Raw genomic sequence first — 16,752 nt, forward strand, 5'->3', positions numbered from 1 at the left:
CTGATCGGAGCCGCGCGGGTGCAACGTCACCGCCGCATGCGCCTCGGCATCGACGATCGTTCCGACCCGGCCGGCGAGGACGGTGAGGCTGCCGCGCGCGATCTCGGCGGCGATCGCCTCGGCGCTGGGTGGCGCCGTCCGGTGCCGGTGGACGTCCCAGAACGGGCGCAGGTGGCGCAGGAACCGGGCGCGCTCGGGGGCGGCAGGCTGCGCCAGATGAAGTCGGTGACGGGGCGCAGCCCGTCGACGACGCCGCGCCAGTCGGCCCCGGTCGCGCGGGCGTCGGCCACTTCGCGCCGGATCCGGACGAGCAGCATGGTCAGCGAGGCGAGATCCCGCGTCGTGAGGTTCGGGGCAGCCCTCGCCTCCGCTGGAGCATGCCTCTCCGGCAGCAGCCCCCGGCGCGAGACGGCGACGATGCGGCCCGAGAAGCCGCGCTGGCGGAGCGTCGCGACCGTATCGACCATGGTCAGGCCGGTCCCGATGATGAGGACGGGCAGGTGCGGGTGCAGGCGGCCGAACGTCTCCGGGTGCCAGGGATCGACGCGGTAGCGGCTGCGCGGCTCTCCCGGCCCGGCGAGATTGCCGGCGGCGAGCACGGCTCCGGCGACCCGGTGCGCCTGTCCACCCTCGGTGCGAAGCACGAAGCCGCCGCCCGCGGGCTCGAGGTCCGTGACCGCGTCGTTGACGAGGCGCAGGCGCGGCAACCCCTCCGCCGTGATCGCCTGCCGCAGCAATTCCGAGAGGTAGCGGCCGTAGACGCCGCGGGGAGCGAAGGTGCCCGCCAGCGTGCGCTGGACGCCGTCGCTCGGATGGCCCTCGAGCCAAGCTTCGAAATGGTGCGGCCGGTCCGAGAAGGCGCTCATGTTTGCGGCGCGCAGGTTCAGGAGATGGGCCGGCTCCGATGTCGCGTAGGCGAGGCCGCGCCCGAACGCCTCCGCCCGCTCGCAAAGCAGGACCGGGCGCTGCGGCGGCAGCGCCGAGAGGAGTTGGAGCGCCGCCATCGTGCCGCTGAATCCGGCACCGATCACGGCGATGGGAAGAGCGGGTTCCGTCGCGGGCATCGAGGCGTGTTCCTAGCGGGCCGGCCGGAGGTCGGCTCGTCGCTCGCGATAGCTAGCTTCGTTCTTTTAAAAGAACAAGAGCAATCGAATTCAGAGATCGTCAGGTCCGGCCGACACTGCGCCATCTCAGAACATGCGAGAGGTTTTGCGTCTATAAGCAGCGCCCGGAAGCGAAAAGGCTTTCATCCGCGTGGCGTTTGAAAGAACGAACGTTTTGCCCGCACGATCAGGCGGCCCCGACCGGCATTCCGGGCAGGCCGAGCGGCGTCAGGCGCGGCAGCGAGGGCTGTCCGTCCCGAGATCGTAGCAGGTCGAGGCAATGTCGCTTCAGGGCGATGAAGTCGGGGTCGGCGACGAGGTCGCGCGCGCGGGGCCGCGCGAAACCGAGGGGGATGTCCTCCAGGATGCGGCCGGGGCGGGCCGACATCACGAGCACGCGGTCGCCGAGGAACAGCGCCTCGTCGATGTCGTGGGTCACGAACACGACGGTGGTGGGAAGCCGCGTCCAGACGTCGAGCAGCAATTCCTGCATCATCAGGCGGGTCTGTGCATCGAGCGCGCCGAAGGGCTCGTCCATCAGGAGGACGCGTGGCTCGTTGATCAGGACGCGGGCGATCTCGGCCCGCTGCTGCATGCCGCCCGACAATTCGGCCGGATAGCGGTCGGCGAAGTCCGCGAGGCCGACGAGGGCGAGGTAGGCCCTCGCCCTGGCGAGGCGTTCCGCCCTCGGGAGGCCGCGCATCTTCGGGCCGAAGGCGACGTTGTCGATGACCCGCTTCCACGGCAGAAGCGTGTGCTGCTGGAAGACGATACCCCGTTCCGGATGGGGTCCCGACACCGCCTCCCCGTCGAGGCCGACGCTGCCGCGGCTCGGCACCAGATGGCCCGCGAGCGCACCGAGCAGGGTCGATTTCCCGCAGCCCGAGGGCCCGAGCAGGCAGACGAACTGACGGGCGGGGATGGCGAGGCGGATGCCATCGACGACATCGAAGGCCGCCGCGCCGCGGCCCAGGCGGATGGTCACATCCGTGATCGCGAGCGATCCAGAACGCGACGTGGGGGCGTTGATCGCGATCATGCCCGGATCCCCGCCCGGGTCCAGGGCATGGCGAGGCTGCCGAGGGCGCGCACGGCAGCGCTCGAGGCCATGCCGAGCAGCCCGATCAGGAGCATCCCGACCACGATGTCGTCGTAGTTCTGCAAGGTGTAGGATTCCCAGGTGAAGTAGCCGATGCCGTACTGGCCCGAGATCATCTCGGCGGTGACGAGGCAGAACCACGCCGTGCCCATGCCGATCGCGGCCCCCGTGACGATGCTCGGCGCCGCGGACGGAACGACGACCTCGCGCAGGATCGCGCCCTGACCGGCGCCGAGGCTCCGGGCGGAGGCGACGAGGCGCGCGCTGACCGCTTCCGCCCCATGCACCGTGTTGAGCAGGATCGGGAACAGGGCGCCCGTGAAGGTGATGAAGACCATCGACAGCTCGGAGGATGGGAACATCAGGATCGCGAGCGGGATCCAGGCGACGGCGGGGATCGGGCGCAGCACCTCGAGCGGCGGAAGCAGGAGGTCGCGGGCGACTGCCGAGCGGCCGATGGCGAGGCCGAGGACCACGCCCGCGGCGAGCGCCGCCAGGAAGCCGCTCAGCACCCGGGCGAGGCTCGCGCCCACATGGGCACCGAGCTTCGGCGACTGGGCGAGCGCGGCCGCCGCCCGCGCCACGTCGAGGGGCGTCGGCACGTTGCGGAAGGTGACGAGGCCGAGATCGAGCTTGAGGCTCGCGGCGAGGTGCCAGAGGAGGAGCCCGAGGCCGAGCGCCCCGGCCCGCAGCGCGAGGCGCCCGAGCGGCAGGCGCGGCCGGAAGGCGGCGCGGGCGCGGGGTGCCTCCCGCCCGGCCGCCAGGGCCGGGACGTCGATCGCCGCGCTGGTCATCGGGCGCTCAGCCGCGCTTCGCCGGCGCGGGCGGCGGCGAAGTCGATCACCTCGCCCCCGTGGGCCTTGGCGAAGGTCTCCGCGTCGCCCTTGAGGAGGAAGGCGCTGAGGCGCCGCTCCCGGTCCTGCACGTACCAGGCCTGCGCGGCGAAGAGCTTGATGCCGCTGTTGCGGTCCTGCGCGTAGACGACGCGGGCCGTGCCGCCCGCCTTCTCCAGGGCCGCGAGGGCGGCGAGCGCCGCCTCGGGGGAGGCGTAGGGACGGACCTTGTCCTCGCCCTTCACCCAGATCTCGGCCACGCGCGAGACGTCGGTGATGGGCTTGCCCGTCGCCGCGTCGGCGTTCCGGAGCGGATTCTGGGCGTAGTCGCCGAGGCGGGCCGCGTAGTCGAGGCCCGCCTGCGCGGCGGCTGCGCGGACGAAGCGGTCGTCCACGAACCGGTCGACGTCGAGGTCGCCGTCGGCCTTCTTGAGGAGCGTCAGGGTCTCGATCGATGTCTTCAGGGCCTGCCGGTATTCCGGCTTCCAGGTGATGTCGCGGGTCTGCAGGCCGAGGGGCCCGTGGAAGAGGTAGGCGACCTCGGCCTCGATGCCGGTCACGCGCTCGACGAGCTCGGAATACTTCTCCGGCTCGGCCGCGAACAGGCGGTCGGCCTCGATCGCGGCGCGCAGGTAGGCGGTGACGATCTCGGGGTAGCGCTCGGCGTAGGCCGCGTCGACGAGGGAGCCGTGGAAGGTCGGGGCGTCGGATTGCGAGCCGTCGTAGATCTTGCGGGCGATGCCGCGCCAGGGAAAGAGCTCGGCGAAGGGCACGAAGTCCGCGTGCGCCTCGATCTTGTTGGCCTTGAGCGCCGAGCCCGCCACCTCGGGGGCCTGCGTGATGATGGTGACGTCCCGCTCCGGGTCCCAGCCCTGCGCCTTCACGGCGCGCAGGAGCAGGCCGTGCGCGGTCGAGGCGAAGGGCACCGAGATCGTCTTGCCCTTGAGGTCCGCGAAGGATTGCACCGGCGAGGCGGTCGGCACCACGATGCCGTTCCCGCTGCCGCGGACGCTGCCCGAGAGCACACTGAGGAACAGGCTCTTGCGGCCGGCCTTGGCGAAGGCGGCCCCGTTCAGCGATCCGGGAAAGTCGGCCATCGCGCCGAAATCGAGCTTGCCCGCGACCATCTCGTTGGTCAGCGGCGCGCCGCTGGTGAAGTTGCGCCACTGGATGTCGTAGGTCGCGTCCTTGTACTTGCCGTCGCGGGGCAGGAACTTCTCCAGGAGCTTCAGCTCGCGGATCAGGAGGCCGCCGGTCGCGCAGTTGATCGTGGTGTCCTGCGTGCCCACGGCGACCCGGATGGTCTCGGCCTCGGCCGATCCGACGAGGGTAGTGGCCGCCAGCAGGGCGGCGGCGAGGCGGCGGAAGGGGATCACGCGGGCAGGCTCCGTCGGAAGGGTGTGGCCGCGGCGGCGCCGGAATTGGGCGGCTTGCCGCACTGCGGGAACGGGGCCGATGTTCGTCCCCGCACAGCAACGGAGACCAGCAATTAATTGCATCGCCGCAGTAACGTCACATCCATACGGTCCGCGCCGAGGTGTTTCGAAATAGAAATCTCCGTACGAGCGGTGAAAGGAAAGAATGTCCTTTGGCCGTGTCTGGATTTGGAATGGCTCAAAACGGTCTCGGACGGATAATGAAACGGCCGCGGGCGCGGTGCGGACCGACCCGTCCCGAGCCCCCGTCCCGCCCCAAGCCCGAATCGGACCGCTGCCGCCCATGCCGTCGACGATCGTCGCACTCGCTCCGTCCCGCACGCCGGCGCCCCTGATCGCCAGCGCCCTGTTCCTGAGCGAGAGCATCGAGGGATTCGACGACGGTGCCGCCTTCCTCGACCGCCTGACGCCGGGCGAGGTCGCGCGCCTGCGGGATGCCGGCCGCTCCCTCGCGCTCGCGCCCGGGCAGAGCGTGTTCGAGCAGGGCCAGCCGCACTCGGGCATCTTCCTGATCGAGGAGGGCCGGGTCCGGGTCTTCTACACCGGCCCCTCCGGCCGCCAGATCACGCTGGCCTACTGGACGCCGGGCCACTTCATCGGCGGCCCGAGCCTCACCGGCGGCGGCCTCCATCAATGGTCGGGCGAGGCGATCGAGCCCTGCCGCGTCACCGCGCTCTCCGCGGCGACCCTGCAGAGCCTCGTGCGCCAGATGCCGAACTTCGCCCTCTGCCTGATCGAGGCGCTGGAGGCCAAGGGCCGCTGCTACACGGCGATGGCCCAGATGCTCGGAACCCGCTCGGTGATCGAGCGGCTGGCCCAACTCCTCCTCAACCTCGGCGACCTCTACGGGCGGCGCGTCGACGGCGCGGTCGTGATCGAGCGCCGGATCACGCACGACGAGATCGCGGCCCTCGTCGGCTCGACCCGGCAATGGGTGACGATGATGCTGCGGCGCTTCCAGGACGAGGGCGTTCTCGCGGTCGACCGGTCCTGCATCCGGCTGAAGCGGCCGTCCCGGCTGCAGGACATCGTCCAGGGCGAGGCGTGAGCCGAGCCTGTCCGTTCGCGTCCATCGGCGCCGTCCCGGGTCCATTGCCCTCACGAGGGAACGCCTTCCGCGCCCCGCCGAGGGGTCGAGATCTGACGCTTGGTACCCGCTCGCGCAGTGCGCTGAGGGTGGAAAGCAGCCGTAAGATCGAGAGGCAACCGGTCTCAGGCACCAAGCACCCTGGGGTCGTTCGGATCGCGCCAGAAACATCGTGCGGCGCGCAGGCTGATCGCCACGAGCCGTAGCCAAACGAGTGGGCGCTGGATCAGTGGCACCGCCTGTATACGGGCACGCACGAGTTGGACTTCGGCAGGGATGTGCCCAAGTGAAACAGCCCAGCGCCACGCCGTGATCGCTCGGTTTATGTCCCTTGGCGTGATCTGACCGGCCCGATAGTGCTCGCCGAGGGCGTAGGCTGCGGGCGAGAACCCTTTGTCCGCTGCATCCTCCAGCAAGGCCAGCACGCGCTCGACTTGCCCCGTTGCATGAAGAAACGAGGCGAGCCGATAGCTCGCCTCCGGGTCGCCGCCTGCGGCCGCGCGCTCCAGCCAGCGGGAAGCGAGGGCGAGATTGGGCGCGATGAACTTGCCTTCAAAGTAGGCCCAACCGAGCCACATCTGGTCTGCGACACCACCGCTCTCGGCCGCGCTGACATAGCCGTGCAGTTCGATATCAGACCACTTGCTCATACGACGATTATGCACGGGGTCAGGGTATGTCCGCAAAGTGTGGCTTGCAGACCTGAGGCAAGTGACAGACAATCCTCGCCATGCTCGATCAAGACGCTCTCACGGCCATACATCTGATCGAAGGCTGGGGGTGGCAGCGGCCGAGTGAAATTCCCGAAGACGAGTATACGAAGGCTTTAGAGAAATGCGCAGCGGTTCTGATTGATGACGGTCAGTCGAGAACCACCCCCAACGCAAGAGAATTGAGGCTGTTGGTGGAAAAGTCCAACAGAAGGCTCTTCGCTTTTCTCCCCGGTTTTCGACGCAGTTACGCAGCATCAGAGCCTCAACAGCGTGAGAAACTCTTGGAAGAGGCGCTCACTCAGTGCTGCAACAGATTTGAGCGCCGAATTGTGAGTGGCGCAGTGGATAGGCGCGAGGCCTCCTGAGTGTCCGCAACGGGTCGCACGCGGCCCCTCGCGAGTGGGTATCACGCGTCAGGTCTCATCCATCAGGACGCCTCCGCAACGGCCTTGCGGACGGGGTGAGCGCCGGTCACGGCGCTGCCCGAAGAGGATTGATCACGCGTACGCCGGCGATATCCCGCTCGTTGTCGGTGACCACCACGCAATCGTTGGATTCCGCGACGGCGGCGATGATCGTGTCCAGGGCGCTGCGGGGGCGCCCCTGCGCCGTTCCCTCCGCCATCAGCCTCGCCCAGACGAGACCGGCCGTCTCATCGAAGGGCAGGACGCGGCCGGAAAAAAGGGCCTGCGGCCCTTCAGGACCGGAGAACCAGGCTTCCAGTGCGTCGCGGCGCCGACCAGCGGGTTTTTCCAGGATGCCGCGCCGAATCTCGGCTACGGTGAGAGCGGCGATGTAGAGGTCTTCGTCATGCTGCCCGGCCATCCAGGCAAGCAGCGATGGCGAGGGGGAGGTCTTGATGATGTTGCTGATGATGTTGGTGTCGAGCAGGTAGCGCATCACAGGTCGACGTTGCGGCCATCCTCTCGGGGCCGGGCAAGGTCGAGATCGGCTCCGACCATCGGTGAGCGCCTCAGGGCCGCCAGGATGCCTCCTCTCCGGGGAGGCTCGCCTGCGATCGACCGACTGACTGTTGCGCGAAGCTCCATTGCCGCGGGCGTGTCTTCCGCGAGGCGGCGGGCGAGCGATCGGATCAACGCGCGGTCGGTCTCGCGTCCGAGCACCTCGAACCGCGCGAGCCCGCGCTCGCCGAGGCGGGAGCGGTAAGTTCGAACGGCGCGGCGCTGTGCCCGGCTCATGACGGACTCCGGTGTGTCCAGCAATATAACCGGACAGCACCTGCACTCAAGAGGCCCGAGTGGCAGCGATTCCACCGGCGCGGCGGAGCCCTAGCCGCCCACCGGTGGCTCCGCAGGCGCCTCGTCCGGCGCGCGCAGGCGGTAGCCGACGCCGGTCTCGGTGAGGAGGATGCGCGGGCGCTCGGGGTCGGCTTCGAGCTTCTGCCGCAACTGCCGAATGTAGACGCGCAGGTATTGCGGATCGGACGAGCTCGGCACCGCGTGCATCAGCTGGGCGTGCGTCAGCACCTTGCCGGCATGCATCACCAGCACCCGCAGGAAGTCGTACTCGCGCGGGGTCAGCTTCACCTCGGCGTCGCCGACCCGGACGATCCGGCGGACGAGGTCGACGCTGAGCCCGTCCACCCGGAAGACCGGGCGCTCGCCCTGCACGGCGAGCTGGTGGCGGAGCGCCGTGCGCAGGCGCGCCAGCAATTCGGCCATGCCGAAGGGCTTGGTGACATAGTCGTCCGCGCCGTGATCGAGCGCCTCGACCTTGCCGGCCTCGTCGTCGCGGCTCGACAGCACCACCACCGGCAGGCCGGGGAAGCGCGCGCGGATCGCGCGCAGGAGATCGTGCCCGCCCATGTCCGGCAGGCCGAGGTCGAGGATGACGAGATCCGCGCCCTCGCGGCCGAGGAGGTCGAGGGCCGCGCGCCCATTCGGGGCCTCCAGGATGGCGTAGCCCTGCGTGGCGAGGCCCGTGCGCAGGAGCTTGCGGATCGGCGGCTCGTCGTCGACGACGAGGATTCGCGCGCTCATGCCGCGAGCCCCTCGCCGGAGGCGCGCTTCGGGACCGGCAAGGTCACGGCGAAGACCGCGCCGGCCCGGTCGCGGCGGTTGCCGGCCGTGACGGTGCCGCCCATCGCCTCGACGAAGCCGCGGGCGATGGAGAGCCCCAGGCCCGTGCCGGCCCGGACCCGGTCCCCCTTGCGGACCCGGTAGAACTTGTCGAAGACGCGCTCCACATCCTCCTCGGGCAGGCCGTCGCCCTCGTCCATCACCTCGATCCGCACCTGCGTGCCGAGGCGCCGGGCGCGCAGCAGGACCGCCGAGCCGTCCGGCGCGTATTTCGCCGCGTTGTCGAGGAGGTTCACCAGCACCTGCTCGAACAGCACGGGGTCGAGGCGCAGGGGCGGCAGGTCCGGCGCGAGATCGAGCGCGACCCGGTGGCCGGCGAGCACCGCCTCGGTCCGGGACAGCGCCGTTCCGACGATCTCCGACACGTCCTGCAGCGCGAGGTTCGGCGCCACCGCGCCGGCCTCCAGGCGCGTCATGTCGAGCAGGTTGACGATGAAGCGGTTGAGCCGCTCGGCCTCCTCGACGATCGTCGCGACGAGATCCCGCTTCGCCTCGGGGCTCAGGGCGGGGTCGAGGTCGCGCAGCGTGCTGGCCGCGCCGAGCACGGACGAGAGCGGCGTGCGCAGGTCGTGGCTGATCGAGGTCAGGAGCGCCTGCCGCAGGCGGTCCGTCTCGGCGGCGCGCTCGGCCCGGTCGAGATCCTCGACGAGGCGGACCCGCTCGATCGCGAGCGCCCCCATATCGGCGAGCGCGTCGAGAAGGCGGCGCTCTTCCGGCCTCAGGATCGGGCCCGCTCGGTCGGAATCGAGCCCGATCACGCCCAGCGTGCCGCGCCCCGTCCGCATCGGCAGGAACAGGCGCCTCGCGCCCGGCAGCGTGTCGGCCCCGCGGCCGGCCGGGCGGTCGTTGTCGAAGGCCCATTGGGCGGCGGCGCGGTCGGCCCCGTCGAGCCTGTCCTCCGGCGGGTAGCCCGCCCGCACCGTCACCGCGCCCCCGTCCGGCAGCAGGACGACCACGCGCACCCACAGCATCGCCGCGACCTGGGCGGAGGTCGCCCAGAGGACGTCGTCGAGGGTCGCGCAGGCGGAGAGCGTGCGCGAGAAGCCGTAGAGGCGCTCGGTCGCGCGGGCGCGCCCTTGCGCGATCACCGCCGTCCGACGGGCGTGCGCACCGAGATTCGAGACCAGCACGGCCACCAGGGTGAACAGCAGGAAGGCCGCGACGTTCGTCGGGTCGGCGATGGTGAAGGTGTAGACGGGCGGCAGGAAGAAGAAATTGTAGGCGAGCGAGGCGGCCACCACCGCCGCGAGCGAAGGCCCGAGCCCGGCGCGCAACGCCACGGCGACGACTGCGGTCAGCAGGAACAGGTCGGCGTTCTCGACGCCGAGGGCCGGCTGGAGCGCGAGGGCGAGGCCGAGGCCGACGGCGGTGGCGAGCAGGGCGAGGGCGTAGGCGCGGGCGTCGATCCGCACCCGCGGCGCGGCCGTGGCGACGGCCTTCTCCGGGGCGCCCCCGGGAGCCAGTGGCTCGCCCGCCACGACGTGCACGCTGATGGTGCCGCTGCGGCGCACGAGGTCGTGGACGACCGAGCCGTTGACGAGCTCGAACAGCCACGCCCGCTCCGCCTTGCCGACGACGATGTGGTTCACGTTCGCGGAGCGGGCGTAGGCGAGGATGTCCTCGGCGATGCGGCGGCCGCCGGGCAGGGTGACGGCATCGCCGCCGAGGCGGTCGGCGAGGCGCAACGTCTCCGCGATGCGGTCGCGCACGGGCTCGCTGCGATGCACGGCCCGCGCGCCCTCGACGGAGAGCGCGGTCCAGGGCGCGTGCAGGCGGTCGGCGAGCCGCTTGGCGTAGCGCACGAGGCCGGGCGCGCGCGGATCCTCGCCGACGCAGACGAGCACCCGCTCCCCTGCCCCCAGGGACCCGCCACGGCGTTCGCCCGCATGTGGCCGAGGAGTTCGTCGTCGACCCGGTCGGCGGTGCGGCGCAGGGCGAGTTCCCGCAGGGCCGTGAGGTTGCCGCGGGAGAAGTAGTGGCGCAGCGCCCGCTCGGCGCTCTCCGGCAGGTAGACCTTCCCCTCCCGCAGGCGCTGGATCAGGTCGTCCGGGTTGAGGTCGACCACCTCGATGTCGTCGGCCCGGTCGAGGACGCTGTCCGGCACCGTCTCGCGGACACGGATGCGGGTGATCTGCGCCACCACGTCGTTCAGGCTCTCGACGTGCTGGATGTTGAGGGTGGTGTGCACGTCGATGCCGGCATCGAGCAGCTCCTCGACGTCCTGGTATCGCTTCGGGTGCCGGGAACCCGGCGCGTTGGTGTGGGCGAGTTCGTCGACGAGGGCGAGGGCCGGGCGGCGGGCGATCAGCGCGTCGAGGTCCATCTCCTGCAGCAGGGTGCCTTGATAGGGCGCGCTGCGGCGGGGGATCTGCTCGAACCCGTCGAGCAGGGCCTCCGTCTCGGGCCTGCCGTGGGTCTCGACCACGCCGACCACCACGTCCGTCCCCGCCCTCAGGCGGGCGCGGCCGATCGTGAGCATCTCGTAGGTCTTGCCGACGCCGGGGGCCGCGCCGAGGAAGATCTTGAGGCGGCCGCGGGCGCGCTCCTCCCGGCGCGCGGCCTGGAGCAGCGCGTCGGGCGAGGGGCGGAGCGGATCGCGGCCTTGCTCGGACATGCCGGATCTTAACTGAAGCCCTCAGCGTCGGGCGAGATCGTCGAGGGCGAGGTTGAGCGCCAGCACGTTGACCCGCGTCTCGCCGAAGAGGCCGAGGCTCCGGCCCCGGATCTCGGACGCCACGAGCGCCCGCACCCTAGCCTCCGGCAGGTTGCGCGCCCGGGCGACGCGGGGGACCTGGAACAGGGCCGCCTCGGGCGAGATGTCGGGATCGAGGCCGGAGCCGCTCGTGGTGACGAGATCGACCGGAACCGGCCGATCCGGGTTCTCCGCCCTCAGGGCAGCGAGGTCGCCGGCCACGCGCTCGGCCAAAGCCGCGCTGGTCGGACCGAGGTTCGAGCCGCCGGAATTCGCGGCGTTGTAGGGCGCCGGCACGGTCTTCGTCGCGTCCGCCGGGTCGGGCGCCGTTGTGGCGGAGGGCCGGCCGTGGAAGTGGCCGGTGCCCGTGAAGGATTGCCCGATCAGGGCCGAGCCGACGATCGTGCCGCCGCGCTCGATCAGGCTGCCTTCAGCCTGCGCCGGGAAGAGGGCACCGGCGAGCCCGGTCATGGCGAGCGGGTAGGCGAGGCCCGTCAGCGCCGTCAGGGCGAGGAGGAGGACGAGGGCGGGGCGAAGCTCTCTCAACATGGGGGTCTCCCGGGGTCTCAGGCGAGGTGGAGGGCGCTGACGGCGAGGTCGATCAGCTTGATGCCGGCGAACGGCACCAGCACGCCGCCGAGGCCGTAGACGAGGAGGTTGCGCCGCAGGAGCGCGGCGGCGCCGACCGCGCGGTAGGTCACGCCCTTCAGCGCGAGCGGGATCAGCGCCACGATGATCAGCGCGTTGAAGATGATCGCCGACAGGATCGCGCTCTGGGGCGAGGCCAGCCCCATGACGTTGAGGGCCTGGAGCTGCGGATACAGCCCGAGGAACATGGCCGGGATGATCGCGAAGTACTTCGCGACGTCGTTGGCGATCGAGAAGGTGGTCAGCGCGCCGCGGGTCATCAGCAATTGCTTGCCGATGCCGACGATCTCGATGAGCTTCGTCGGGTCGGAATCGAGATCGACCATGTTGCCGGCCTCGCGCGCCGCCACCGTGCCGGTGTTCATGGCGACGCCGACATCGGCCTGGGCCAGGGCCGGCGCGTCGTTGGTCCCGTCGCCGCACATGGCGACCAGCTTGCTTTCGGCCTGCTCCCTGCGGATCAGCGCCAGCTTGTCCTCCGGCGTCGCCTCGGCGAGGAAATCGTCGACGCCCGCTTCCGCCGCGATGGCCGCGGCGGTGACGGGGTTGTCGCCCGTGATCATGACGGTGCGAATGCCCATGCGGCGCAGCTCCGCGAAGCGCTCGCGGATGCCGCCCTTCACGATGTCCTTGAGGTGGACGACGCCGAGGAGGCGGCCGTCGCGGGCGACCGCGAGCGGGGTGCCGCCCGCTCTCGCGATCTCCTCGGCGATGGCGCGGATCTCGGCGATCGCCGCCGCGGCGTCGGGGTCGACGGCGAGCGCCGCGTTCGAGCCGCGCAGGGCCACCGGCCCGGCCGTCACCGCGGAGACGACCGCGTCGACCGCGCCCTTGCGGATCGCGGCGCCGTCGAGATCGATGCCGCTCATCCGCGACTGGGCGGTGAAGGGCACGAAGGCGGCGTTGCGGCCCGCGAGGTCGCGGGCGCGGATGCCGTAGACCTCCTTGGCGAGCACCACGATCGAGCGGCCCTCCGGAGTCTCGTCGGCGAGCGAGGCGAGCTGCGCGGCGTCGGCCAGATCCCCCTCCGCGACGCCGGAAACGGGGCGGAACGCGGTCGCCTGGCGGTTGCCGAGGGTGATCGTGCCTGTCTTGTCGAGGAGCAGCGTGTCGATGTCGCCGGCCGCCTCGACCGCCCGGCCCGACAGGGCGAGCACGTTGAAGCGCACCAGCCGGTCCATGCCGGCGATGCCGATGGCCGAGAGCAGCGCGCCGATCGTGGTGGGGATCAGCGTCACGAAGAGCGCGACGAGGACGATCACCGGGATCGCTCCCCCGGCGTAGCTCGCGAAGCTCGGGATCGAGGCCACCGCGAACACGAACACGATCGTCAGGCCGGCGAGCAGGATGTTGAGCGCGATCTCGTTCGGGGTCTTCTGGCGCGACGCTCCCTCCACGAGCGCGATCATGCGGTCGACGAAGGTGGAGCCGGCGGACGCCGTGATCCGGACCTTGATCGCGTCGGAGAGAACCTGCGTGCCCCCCGTCACGGCTGAGCGGTCGCCGCCTGATTCCCGGATGACGGGCGCGGATTCGCCGGTGATCGCCGCCTCGTTGACTGAGGCCACGCCCTCGATGACCTCGCCGTCCGAGGGGATGAGGTCGCCGGCCTCGACGAGGACGACGTCGCCGACCCGCAGGCTCGTGCCCGGCACGGTCTCGTAGGCGTCGCCCCGGCCGGTGAGGCGCTTGCCCGTCATCTCAGTGCGGGCGCGCCGCAGGCTCTCGGCCTGCGCCTTGCCGCGGCCCTCCGCCAGCGCCTCCGCGAAATTGGCGAAGACCAGGGTGAACCAGAGCCAGAGGATGATCTGGCCGGAGAAGAGCAGGTCGCTGCCGCCCGCGATCAGGTCGCGGACGAACAGGATCGTGGTGAGGAGCGCCACGATCTCGACCACGAACATGACCGGGTTGCGGATCATGGCGCGCGGATCGAGCTTCCTGACGGAGCCGAGGAGCGCGGGCCCGACGAGGGCGGCGCTGAACAGGGATGGGTTCTGACGAGACATGGGTCGGTGTCGGGAAAGGGCCGGGAACGGAAGGGTCAGAGGGCCGCGCGGCCGCCCGCGAGGGCGAGCGCGGCCAAGAGGGCGAGGCCGCCGAGGAGGCTGACGGCGAGGAGGGCGAGGATCAGGTCCGAGAGGCGCGCCGGACGGTCGCCGCGCTCGTCCCGCCGCGGGAGGGACCGGTGGAGGTTCAGTCGGTGCCGCGGCACCGGGCGGGCGGGGAAGCCGTGGCGCATGGCTCAGCCCCCCGCCGGAAAGGTCTGCCCGGCGGCCCCGGCGAGGTGCTCGACCACGGGCCCGAGGGCGAGCGAGGGGAAGAAGGTCAGGCCGCCGACGATTAGGATCACGCCGACGAGCAGCCCGACGAAGAGCCCGCCATGGGTTGGCAGGGTCCCCGAGGAGGCCGGCACGCGCTTCTTCCCCGCGAGCGAGCCGGCGATGGCGAGCGCCGGGATGATCACGAAGAACCGCCCGAACAGCATGCCGGCGGCGAGTGTCGCATTGTAGAAGGGGGTGTTGCCGGTGAGCCCCGCGAAGGCCGAGCCGTTGTTGGCCGCGGCCGAGGTGAAGGCGTAGAGGATCTCCGAGAACCCGTGCGGCCCGGCATTGGCCGGCCCGGCGAGACCCGCCGGCAGGATCGTGGCGAGGGCGGTCAGCCCCAGCATCATCAGCGGCAGGCAGAGGATGGCGAGCATCGCCATCTTCACCTCGCGGGCCTCGATCTTCTTGCCGAGGTATTCGGGCGTTCGGCCGACCATCAGCCCGGCGACGAAGATCGCCACGACGACGAAGACCAGGATGCCGTAGAGGCCCGCGCCGACGCCGCCGACGATGATCTCGCCGAGCTGCATGTTGATCATCGGGATCATGCCGCCGAGCGCCGTGAACGAATCGTGCATCGCGTTGACGGCGCCGCAGGACGCGGCCGTCGTCACCACCGCGAAGAGGGCGGAGCCGAGGATGCCGAAGCGGACCTCCTTGCCCTCCAGGTTGCCGCCGGTCAGGCCGAGCCCGTCGAGGACCGGGCTGCCCGCCGCCTCGCTCCCGTAGGTGACCGCGAGGCCGGCGAGGAACAGCGCGCCCATCGCGGCGAGGATCGCCCAGCCCTGACGCTCGTCGCCGACCATGCGGCCGAAGACGTTGGTGAGCGCGGCACCGAGCGCGAAGATCGAGACCATCTGCACGAAATTCGCCAGCGCGGTCGGGTTCTCGAAGGGGTGGGCGGCGTTGGCGTTGAAGAATCCGCCGCCATTCGTGCCGAGCATCTTGATCGCGACCTGGCTCGCCACAGGGCCGAGCGCGAGACTCTGCCGCGCGCCCTCCAGGGTCGTCGCCTCGACGCTGGGGTGGAATGTCTGCGGCATCCCCTGCCAGACGTAGAACAGCGTCAGCGGCACGCAGGCGGGCAGCAGCACGTAGAGGGTGCAGCGGGTCAAATCGACCCAGAACGAGCCGACCGTCCGCGCCGAGGCGCGCGAGAAGCCGCGGATGAGCGCCACGGCGAGCGCGATGCCGGTCGCCGCCGAGAGGAAGTTCTGATGCGTCAGCCCCAGCATCTGCGCGAGGTACGAGAGGGTGCTCTCGCCCGCGTAGTTCTGCCAGTTGGTGTTCGTGACGAAGCTCGCGGCCGTGTTGAAGGCGAGGTCCGGCGCGACGCCCGCCTGGCCCATCGGGTTCAGCGGCAACACGTCCTGCAGGCGCAGGATCGCGTAGAGCAGCAGGAAACCGAGGGCGTGGAAGGCGAGCAGGGCGAAGCCGTAGGCCAGCCAGGTCTGCTCATGGCGCGCATCGATGCCGGCCGCGCGGTAGAGCCCGCGCTCTATGGGCGCGAGCAGGGGCGTGAGGGGCGTGCGCTCGCCGCTGAAGACGCGGGCCATGTACAGGCCGAGCGGCTTCACGAGCGCCAGCACGACCGCGCAGAACAGCGCGATCTGGATCCAGCCGTCGAGGGTCATGGGATCGTGTCCGTGAGGCCGCTCAGAACCGCTCGGGGCGGACGAGGGCGTAGGCGAGGTAGGCGAGGAGCCCCGCGGTGACGAGGGCGCCGAGGGTGAGGTCGAGATTCATGCCGCCACCTCAGAGGCGCTCGCAGAGCGAGGCGTAGCCGGCAGCCAGGCCGAAGAAGGCGAGGCCCGCGGCGATGAAGATCAGGTCGAGCATGGTGTCCGAGTCCGTTGCGCGGTCGCGACCGACCGCGACCGGCCGGGATTGTGGCCGGCCCCCGCGTTAGGGTTCGAGAGGGAGACGGGCGCGATCGCATAAGGATCGCGTGAGGATCCGCGGCGTCGCTCTGGGGAGGCCGTCCCGACGCAGCGGAACGCCGTCCGAGCCGTCCGATCGAATCGGGGCCGGCCGAGCGTCGAGGCTGACCGGAGGCTCACGCCGCCGCCGTTCCCCAATCCCGGCCGATGCGGAGCCGTCCCGCGCCCCGTTCGTCCGTCCGCCGAACCTGATCCGGCAGCGCTCTCGATTGAGATGCACAACGTATCCCGCCGCGCGAGGGAATTGCGAGACAATGGGAAAATGTTCAAATCAGAACACGGCAACAGAAGCCGAGTCGCGATATCCCAGTTCATGTTTTCCCAACTGATCGGCAACCTCGACACGATTGCCGTCAGCGCTGTGTCATCTACCTCTGTACTGACTCATACATTTCAGCTGGCCATCGCTTTGCCGAAATCATTGCGCAAATCACCGGAAACTCCTCGCCGCGCATGGTTCGGATGACCTCTGCTTCGCTACCTCTCCGCTCCATGCAGGAGCGCATGATCGAAGTGATGCTGTTCCTGCTGTCGCAGAACGCACGGCCGAGCTGGCGCGACTGGTACGATGCCGTCGACGACAGTTTCGGTGAGTTCAGCGAGGCCGAGAAGCACCGGATGGTCGATGCCGGGATCGATCTGATGGAGCGGCGATTCAATCCGACCCCCGTCCGGCGGCTTCGCGCAGCCTGACCGGATCGACGCCGACTCAGCGGTCGCCAATCACCGATCCGGCCCACGGGGCCCTGCTATCGGGCGATCGAAGATCCTGACCGAC

15 protein-coding genes and 1 pseudogene are annotated in these 16,752 nt (G+C 70.5%); 2 read left to right on the forward strand and 14 right to left on the reverse strand.

The window, feature by feature from the left end:
* Positions 1-26: 26 nt before the first annotated feature.
* The 4 genes from DK389_RS05930 to DK389_RS05945 all read right to left on the reverse strand — a co-directional run bounded on the left by DK389_RS05930 (position 27) and on the right by DK389_RS05945 (position 4,408).
* Positions 27-1,064, reverse strand: coding sequence for an FAD/NAD(P)-binding protein (locus DK389_RS05930; protein ID WP_236960654.1), 1,038 nt, complete (start codon positions 1,062-1,064; stop codon positions 27-29).
* A 226-nt stretch (positions 1,065-1,290) separates the two neighbouring features.
* Complete coding sequence (locus tag DK389_RS05935) at positions 1,291-2,142, reverse strand: ABC transporter ATP-binding protein (RefSeq protein WP_109888074.1); 852 nt, start codon at positions 2,140-2,142, stop codon at positions 1,291-1,293.
* On the reverse strand, positions 2,139-2,996 hold the full coding sequence (locus DK389_RS05940) for an ABC transporter permease (protein ID WP_109888075.1): 858 nt from the start codon (positions 2,994-2,996) through the stop codon (positions 2,139-2,141). The genes DK389_RS05935 and DK389_RS05940 overlap by 4 nt, the downstream gene beginning before the upstream one ends.
* Complete coding sequence (locus DK389_RS05945; protein ID WP_418292043.1) at positions 2,993-4,408, reverse strand: ABC transporter substrate-binding protein; 1,416 nt, start codon at positions 4,406-4,408, stop codon at positions 2,993-2,995. The genes DK389_RS05940 and DK389_RS05945 overlap by 4 nt, the downstream gene beginning before the upstream one ends.
* Before the next feature lie 346 nt (positions 4,409-4,754).
* Between DK389_RS05945 and DK389_RS05950 the strand changes: the two genes are divergently transcribed.
* Entirely contained in the window at positions 4,755-5,519 is a 765-nt protein-coding gene (locus DK389_RS05950; protein ID WP_109888079.1) for a Crp/Fnr family transcriptional regulator, read from the forward strand.
* Between the two features lie 164 nt (positions 5,520-5,683).
* Here the strand turns inward: DK389_RS05950 and DK389_RS05955 are convergent, their stop codons facing one another.
* The 10 genes and pseudogenes from DK389_RS05955 to DK389_RS06000 form a co-directional block, all read right to left on the reverse strand.
* Positions 5,684-6,208 carry a tetratricopeptide repeat protein gene (locus DK389_RS05955; protein WP_109888081.1) on the reverse strand — a complete coding sequence of 175 codons (525 nt, stop codon included), beginning with the start codon at positions 6,206-6,208 and terminating at the stop codon, positions 5,684-5,686.
* Positions 6,209-6,742: 534 nt separating this feature from the next.
* Positions 6,743-7,171 (reverse strand): type II toxin-antitoxin system VapC family toxin, encoded by a 429-nt coding sequence (locus DK389_RS05960; protein ID WP_194075163.1) that lies wholly within the window; start codon positions 7,169-7,171, stop codon positions 6,743-6,745.
* Positions 7,171-7,470 carry a hypothetical protein gene (locus DK389_RS05965; protein WP_109888084.1) on the reverse strand — a complete coding sequence of 100 codons (300 nt, stop codon included), beginning with the start codon at positions 7,468-7,470 and terminating at the stop codon, positions 7,171-7,173. The genes DK389_RS05960 and DK389_RS05965 overlap by 1 nt, the downstream gene beginning before the upstream one ends.
* A 90-nt stretch (positions 7,471-7,560) precedes the next feature.
* Positions 7,561-8,271, reverse strand: a complete 711-nt coding sequence (locus DK389_RS05970) for a response regulator (protein WP_109888086.1) — start codon at positions 8,269-8,271, stop codon at positions 7,561-7,563.
* A pseudogene (locus DK389_RS05975) lies at positions 8,268-10,984 on the reverse strand (DUF4118 domain-containing protein). The gene DK389_RS05970 and the pseudogene DK389_RS05975 overlap by 4 nt, the downstream one beginning before the upstream one ends.
* A 21-nt stretch (positions 10,985-11,005) precedes the next feature.
* Entirely contained in the window at positions 11,006-11,611 is a 606-nt protein-coding gene (locus DK389_RS05980; protein ID WP_109888088.1) for a K(+)-transporting ATPase subunit C, read from the reverse strand.
* 17 nt (positions 11,612-11,628) lie between these two features.
* Positions 11,629-13,716 carry a potassium-transporting ATPase subunit KdpB gene (kdpB, locus tag DK389_RS05985; protein ID WP_109888090.1) on the reverse strand — a complete coding sequence of 696 codons (2,088 nt, stop codon included), beginning with the start codon at positions 13,714-13,716 and terminating at the stop codon, positions 11,629-11,631.
* Between the two features lie 35 nt (positions 13,717-13,751).
* On the reverse strand, positions 13,752-13,949 hold the full coding sequence (locus DK389_RS05990; RefSeq protein WP_109888092.1) for a hypothetical protein: 198 nt from the start codon (positions 13,947-13,949) through the stop codon (positions 13,752-13,754).
* A gap of 3 nt (positions 13,950-13,952) precedes the next feature.
* Complete coding sequence (kdpA, locus tag DK389_RS05995) at positions 13,953-15,668, reverse strand: potassium-transporting ATPase subunit KdpA (RefSeq protein ID WP_109888094.1); 1,716 nt, start codon at positions 15,666-15,668, stop codon at positions 13,953-13,955.
* Between the two features lie 22 nt (positions 15,669-15,690).
* A complete protein-coding gene (locus tag DK389_RS06000; RefSeq protein ID WP_109888096.1) occupies positions 15,691-15,780 on the reverse strand; it encodes a K(+)-transporting ATPase subunit F in 90 nt (29 codons plus the stop codon).
* A gap of 710 nt (positions 15,781-16,490) precedes the next feature.
* Here DK389_RS06000 and DK389_RS06005 point away from each other — a divergent pair.
* On the forward strand, positions 16,491-16,667 hold the full coding sequence (locus DK389_RS06005; RefSeq protein ID WP_162560520.1) for a hypothetical protein: 177 nt from the start codon (positions 16,491-16,493) through the stop codon (positions 16,665-16,667).
* The last annotated feature ends 85 nt before the right edge of the window (positions 16,668-16,752 follow it).

Origin of the sequence: Methylobacterium durans (assembly GCF_003173715.1) — a bacterium.
Taxonomy (GTDB): Bacteria; Pseudomonadota; Alphaproteobacteria; order Rhizobiales; family Beijerinckiaceae; genus Methylobacterium; species Methylobacterium durans.

What these genes read in the sequence shown, in the direction of transcription:
- DK389_RS05930 (WP_236960654.1), bottom strand. Translation starts at nt 1,064, where the DNA reads ATGCCCGCGACGGAACCCGCTCTTCCCATCGCCGTGATCGGTGCCGGA.
- DK389_RS05935 (WP_109888074.1), bottom strand. Translation starts at nt 2,142, where the DNA reads ATGATCGCGATCAACGCCCCCACGTCGCGTTCTGGATCGCTCGCGATC.
- DK389_RS05940 (WP_109888075.1), bottom strand. Translation starts at nt 2,996, where the DNA reads ATGACCAGCGCGGCGATCGACGTCCCGGCCCTGGCGGCCGGGCGGGAG.
- DK389_RS05950 (WP_109888079.1), top strand. Translation starts at nt 4,755, where the DNA reads ATGCCGTCGACGATCGTCGCACTCGCTCCGTCCCGCACGCCGGCGCCC.
- DK389_RS05955 (WP_109888081.1), bottom strand. Translation starts at nt 6,208, where the DNA reads ATGAGCAAGTGGTCTGATATCGAACTGCACGGCTATGTCAGCGCGGCC.
- DK389_RS05960 (WP_194075163.1), bottom strand. Translation starts at nt 7,171, where the DNA reads ATGCGCTACCTGCTCGACACCAACATCATCAGCAACATCATCAAGACC.
- DK389_RS05965 (WP_109888084.1), bottom strand. Translation starts at nt 7,470, where the DNA reads ATGAGCCGGGCACAGCGCCGCGCCGTTCGAACTTACCGCTCCCGCCTC.
- DK389_RS05970 (WP_109888086.1), bottom strand. Translation starts at nt 8,271, where the DNA reads ATGAGCGCGCGAATCCTCGTCGTCGACGACGAGCCGCCGATCCGCAAG.
- DK389_RS05980 (WP_109888088.1), bottom strand. Translation starts at nt 11,611, where the DNA reads ATGTTGAGAGAGCTTCGCCCCGCCCTCGTCCTCCTCCTCGCCCTGACG.
- kdpB (WP_109888090.1), bottom strand. Translation starts at nt 13,716, where the DNA reads ATGTCTCGTCAGAACCCATCCCTGTTCAGCGCCGCCCTCGTCGGGCCC.
- DK389_RS05990 (WP_109888092.1), bottom strand. Translation starts at nt 13,949, where the DNA reads ATGCGCCACGGCTTCCCCGCCCGCCCGGTGCCGCGGCACCGACTGAAC.
- kdpA (WP_109888094.1), bottom strand. Translation starts at nt 15,668, where the DNA reads ATGACCCTCGACGGCTGGATCCAGATCGCGCTGTTCTGCGCGGTCGTG.
- DK389_RS06000 (WP_109888096.1), bottom strand. Translation starts at nt 15,780, where the DNA reads ATGAATCTCGACCTCACCCTCGGCGCCCTCGTCACCGCGGGGCTCCTC.
- DK389_RS06005 (WP_162560520.1), top strand. Translation starts at nt 16,491, where the DNA reads ATGCTGTTCCTGCTGTCGCAGAACGCACGGCCGAGCTGGCGCGACTGG.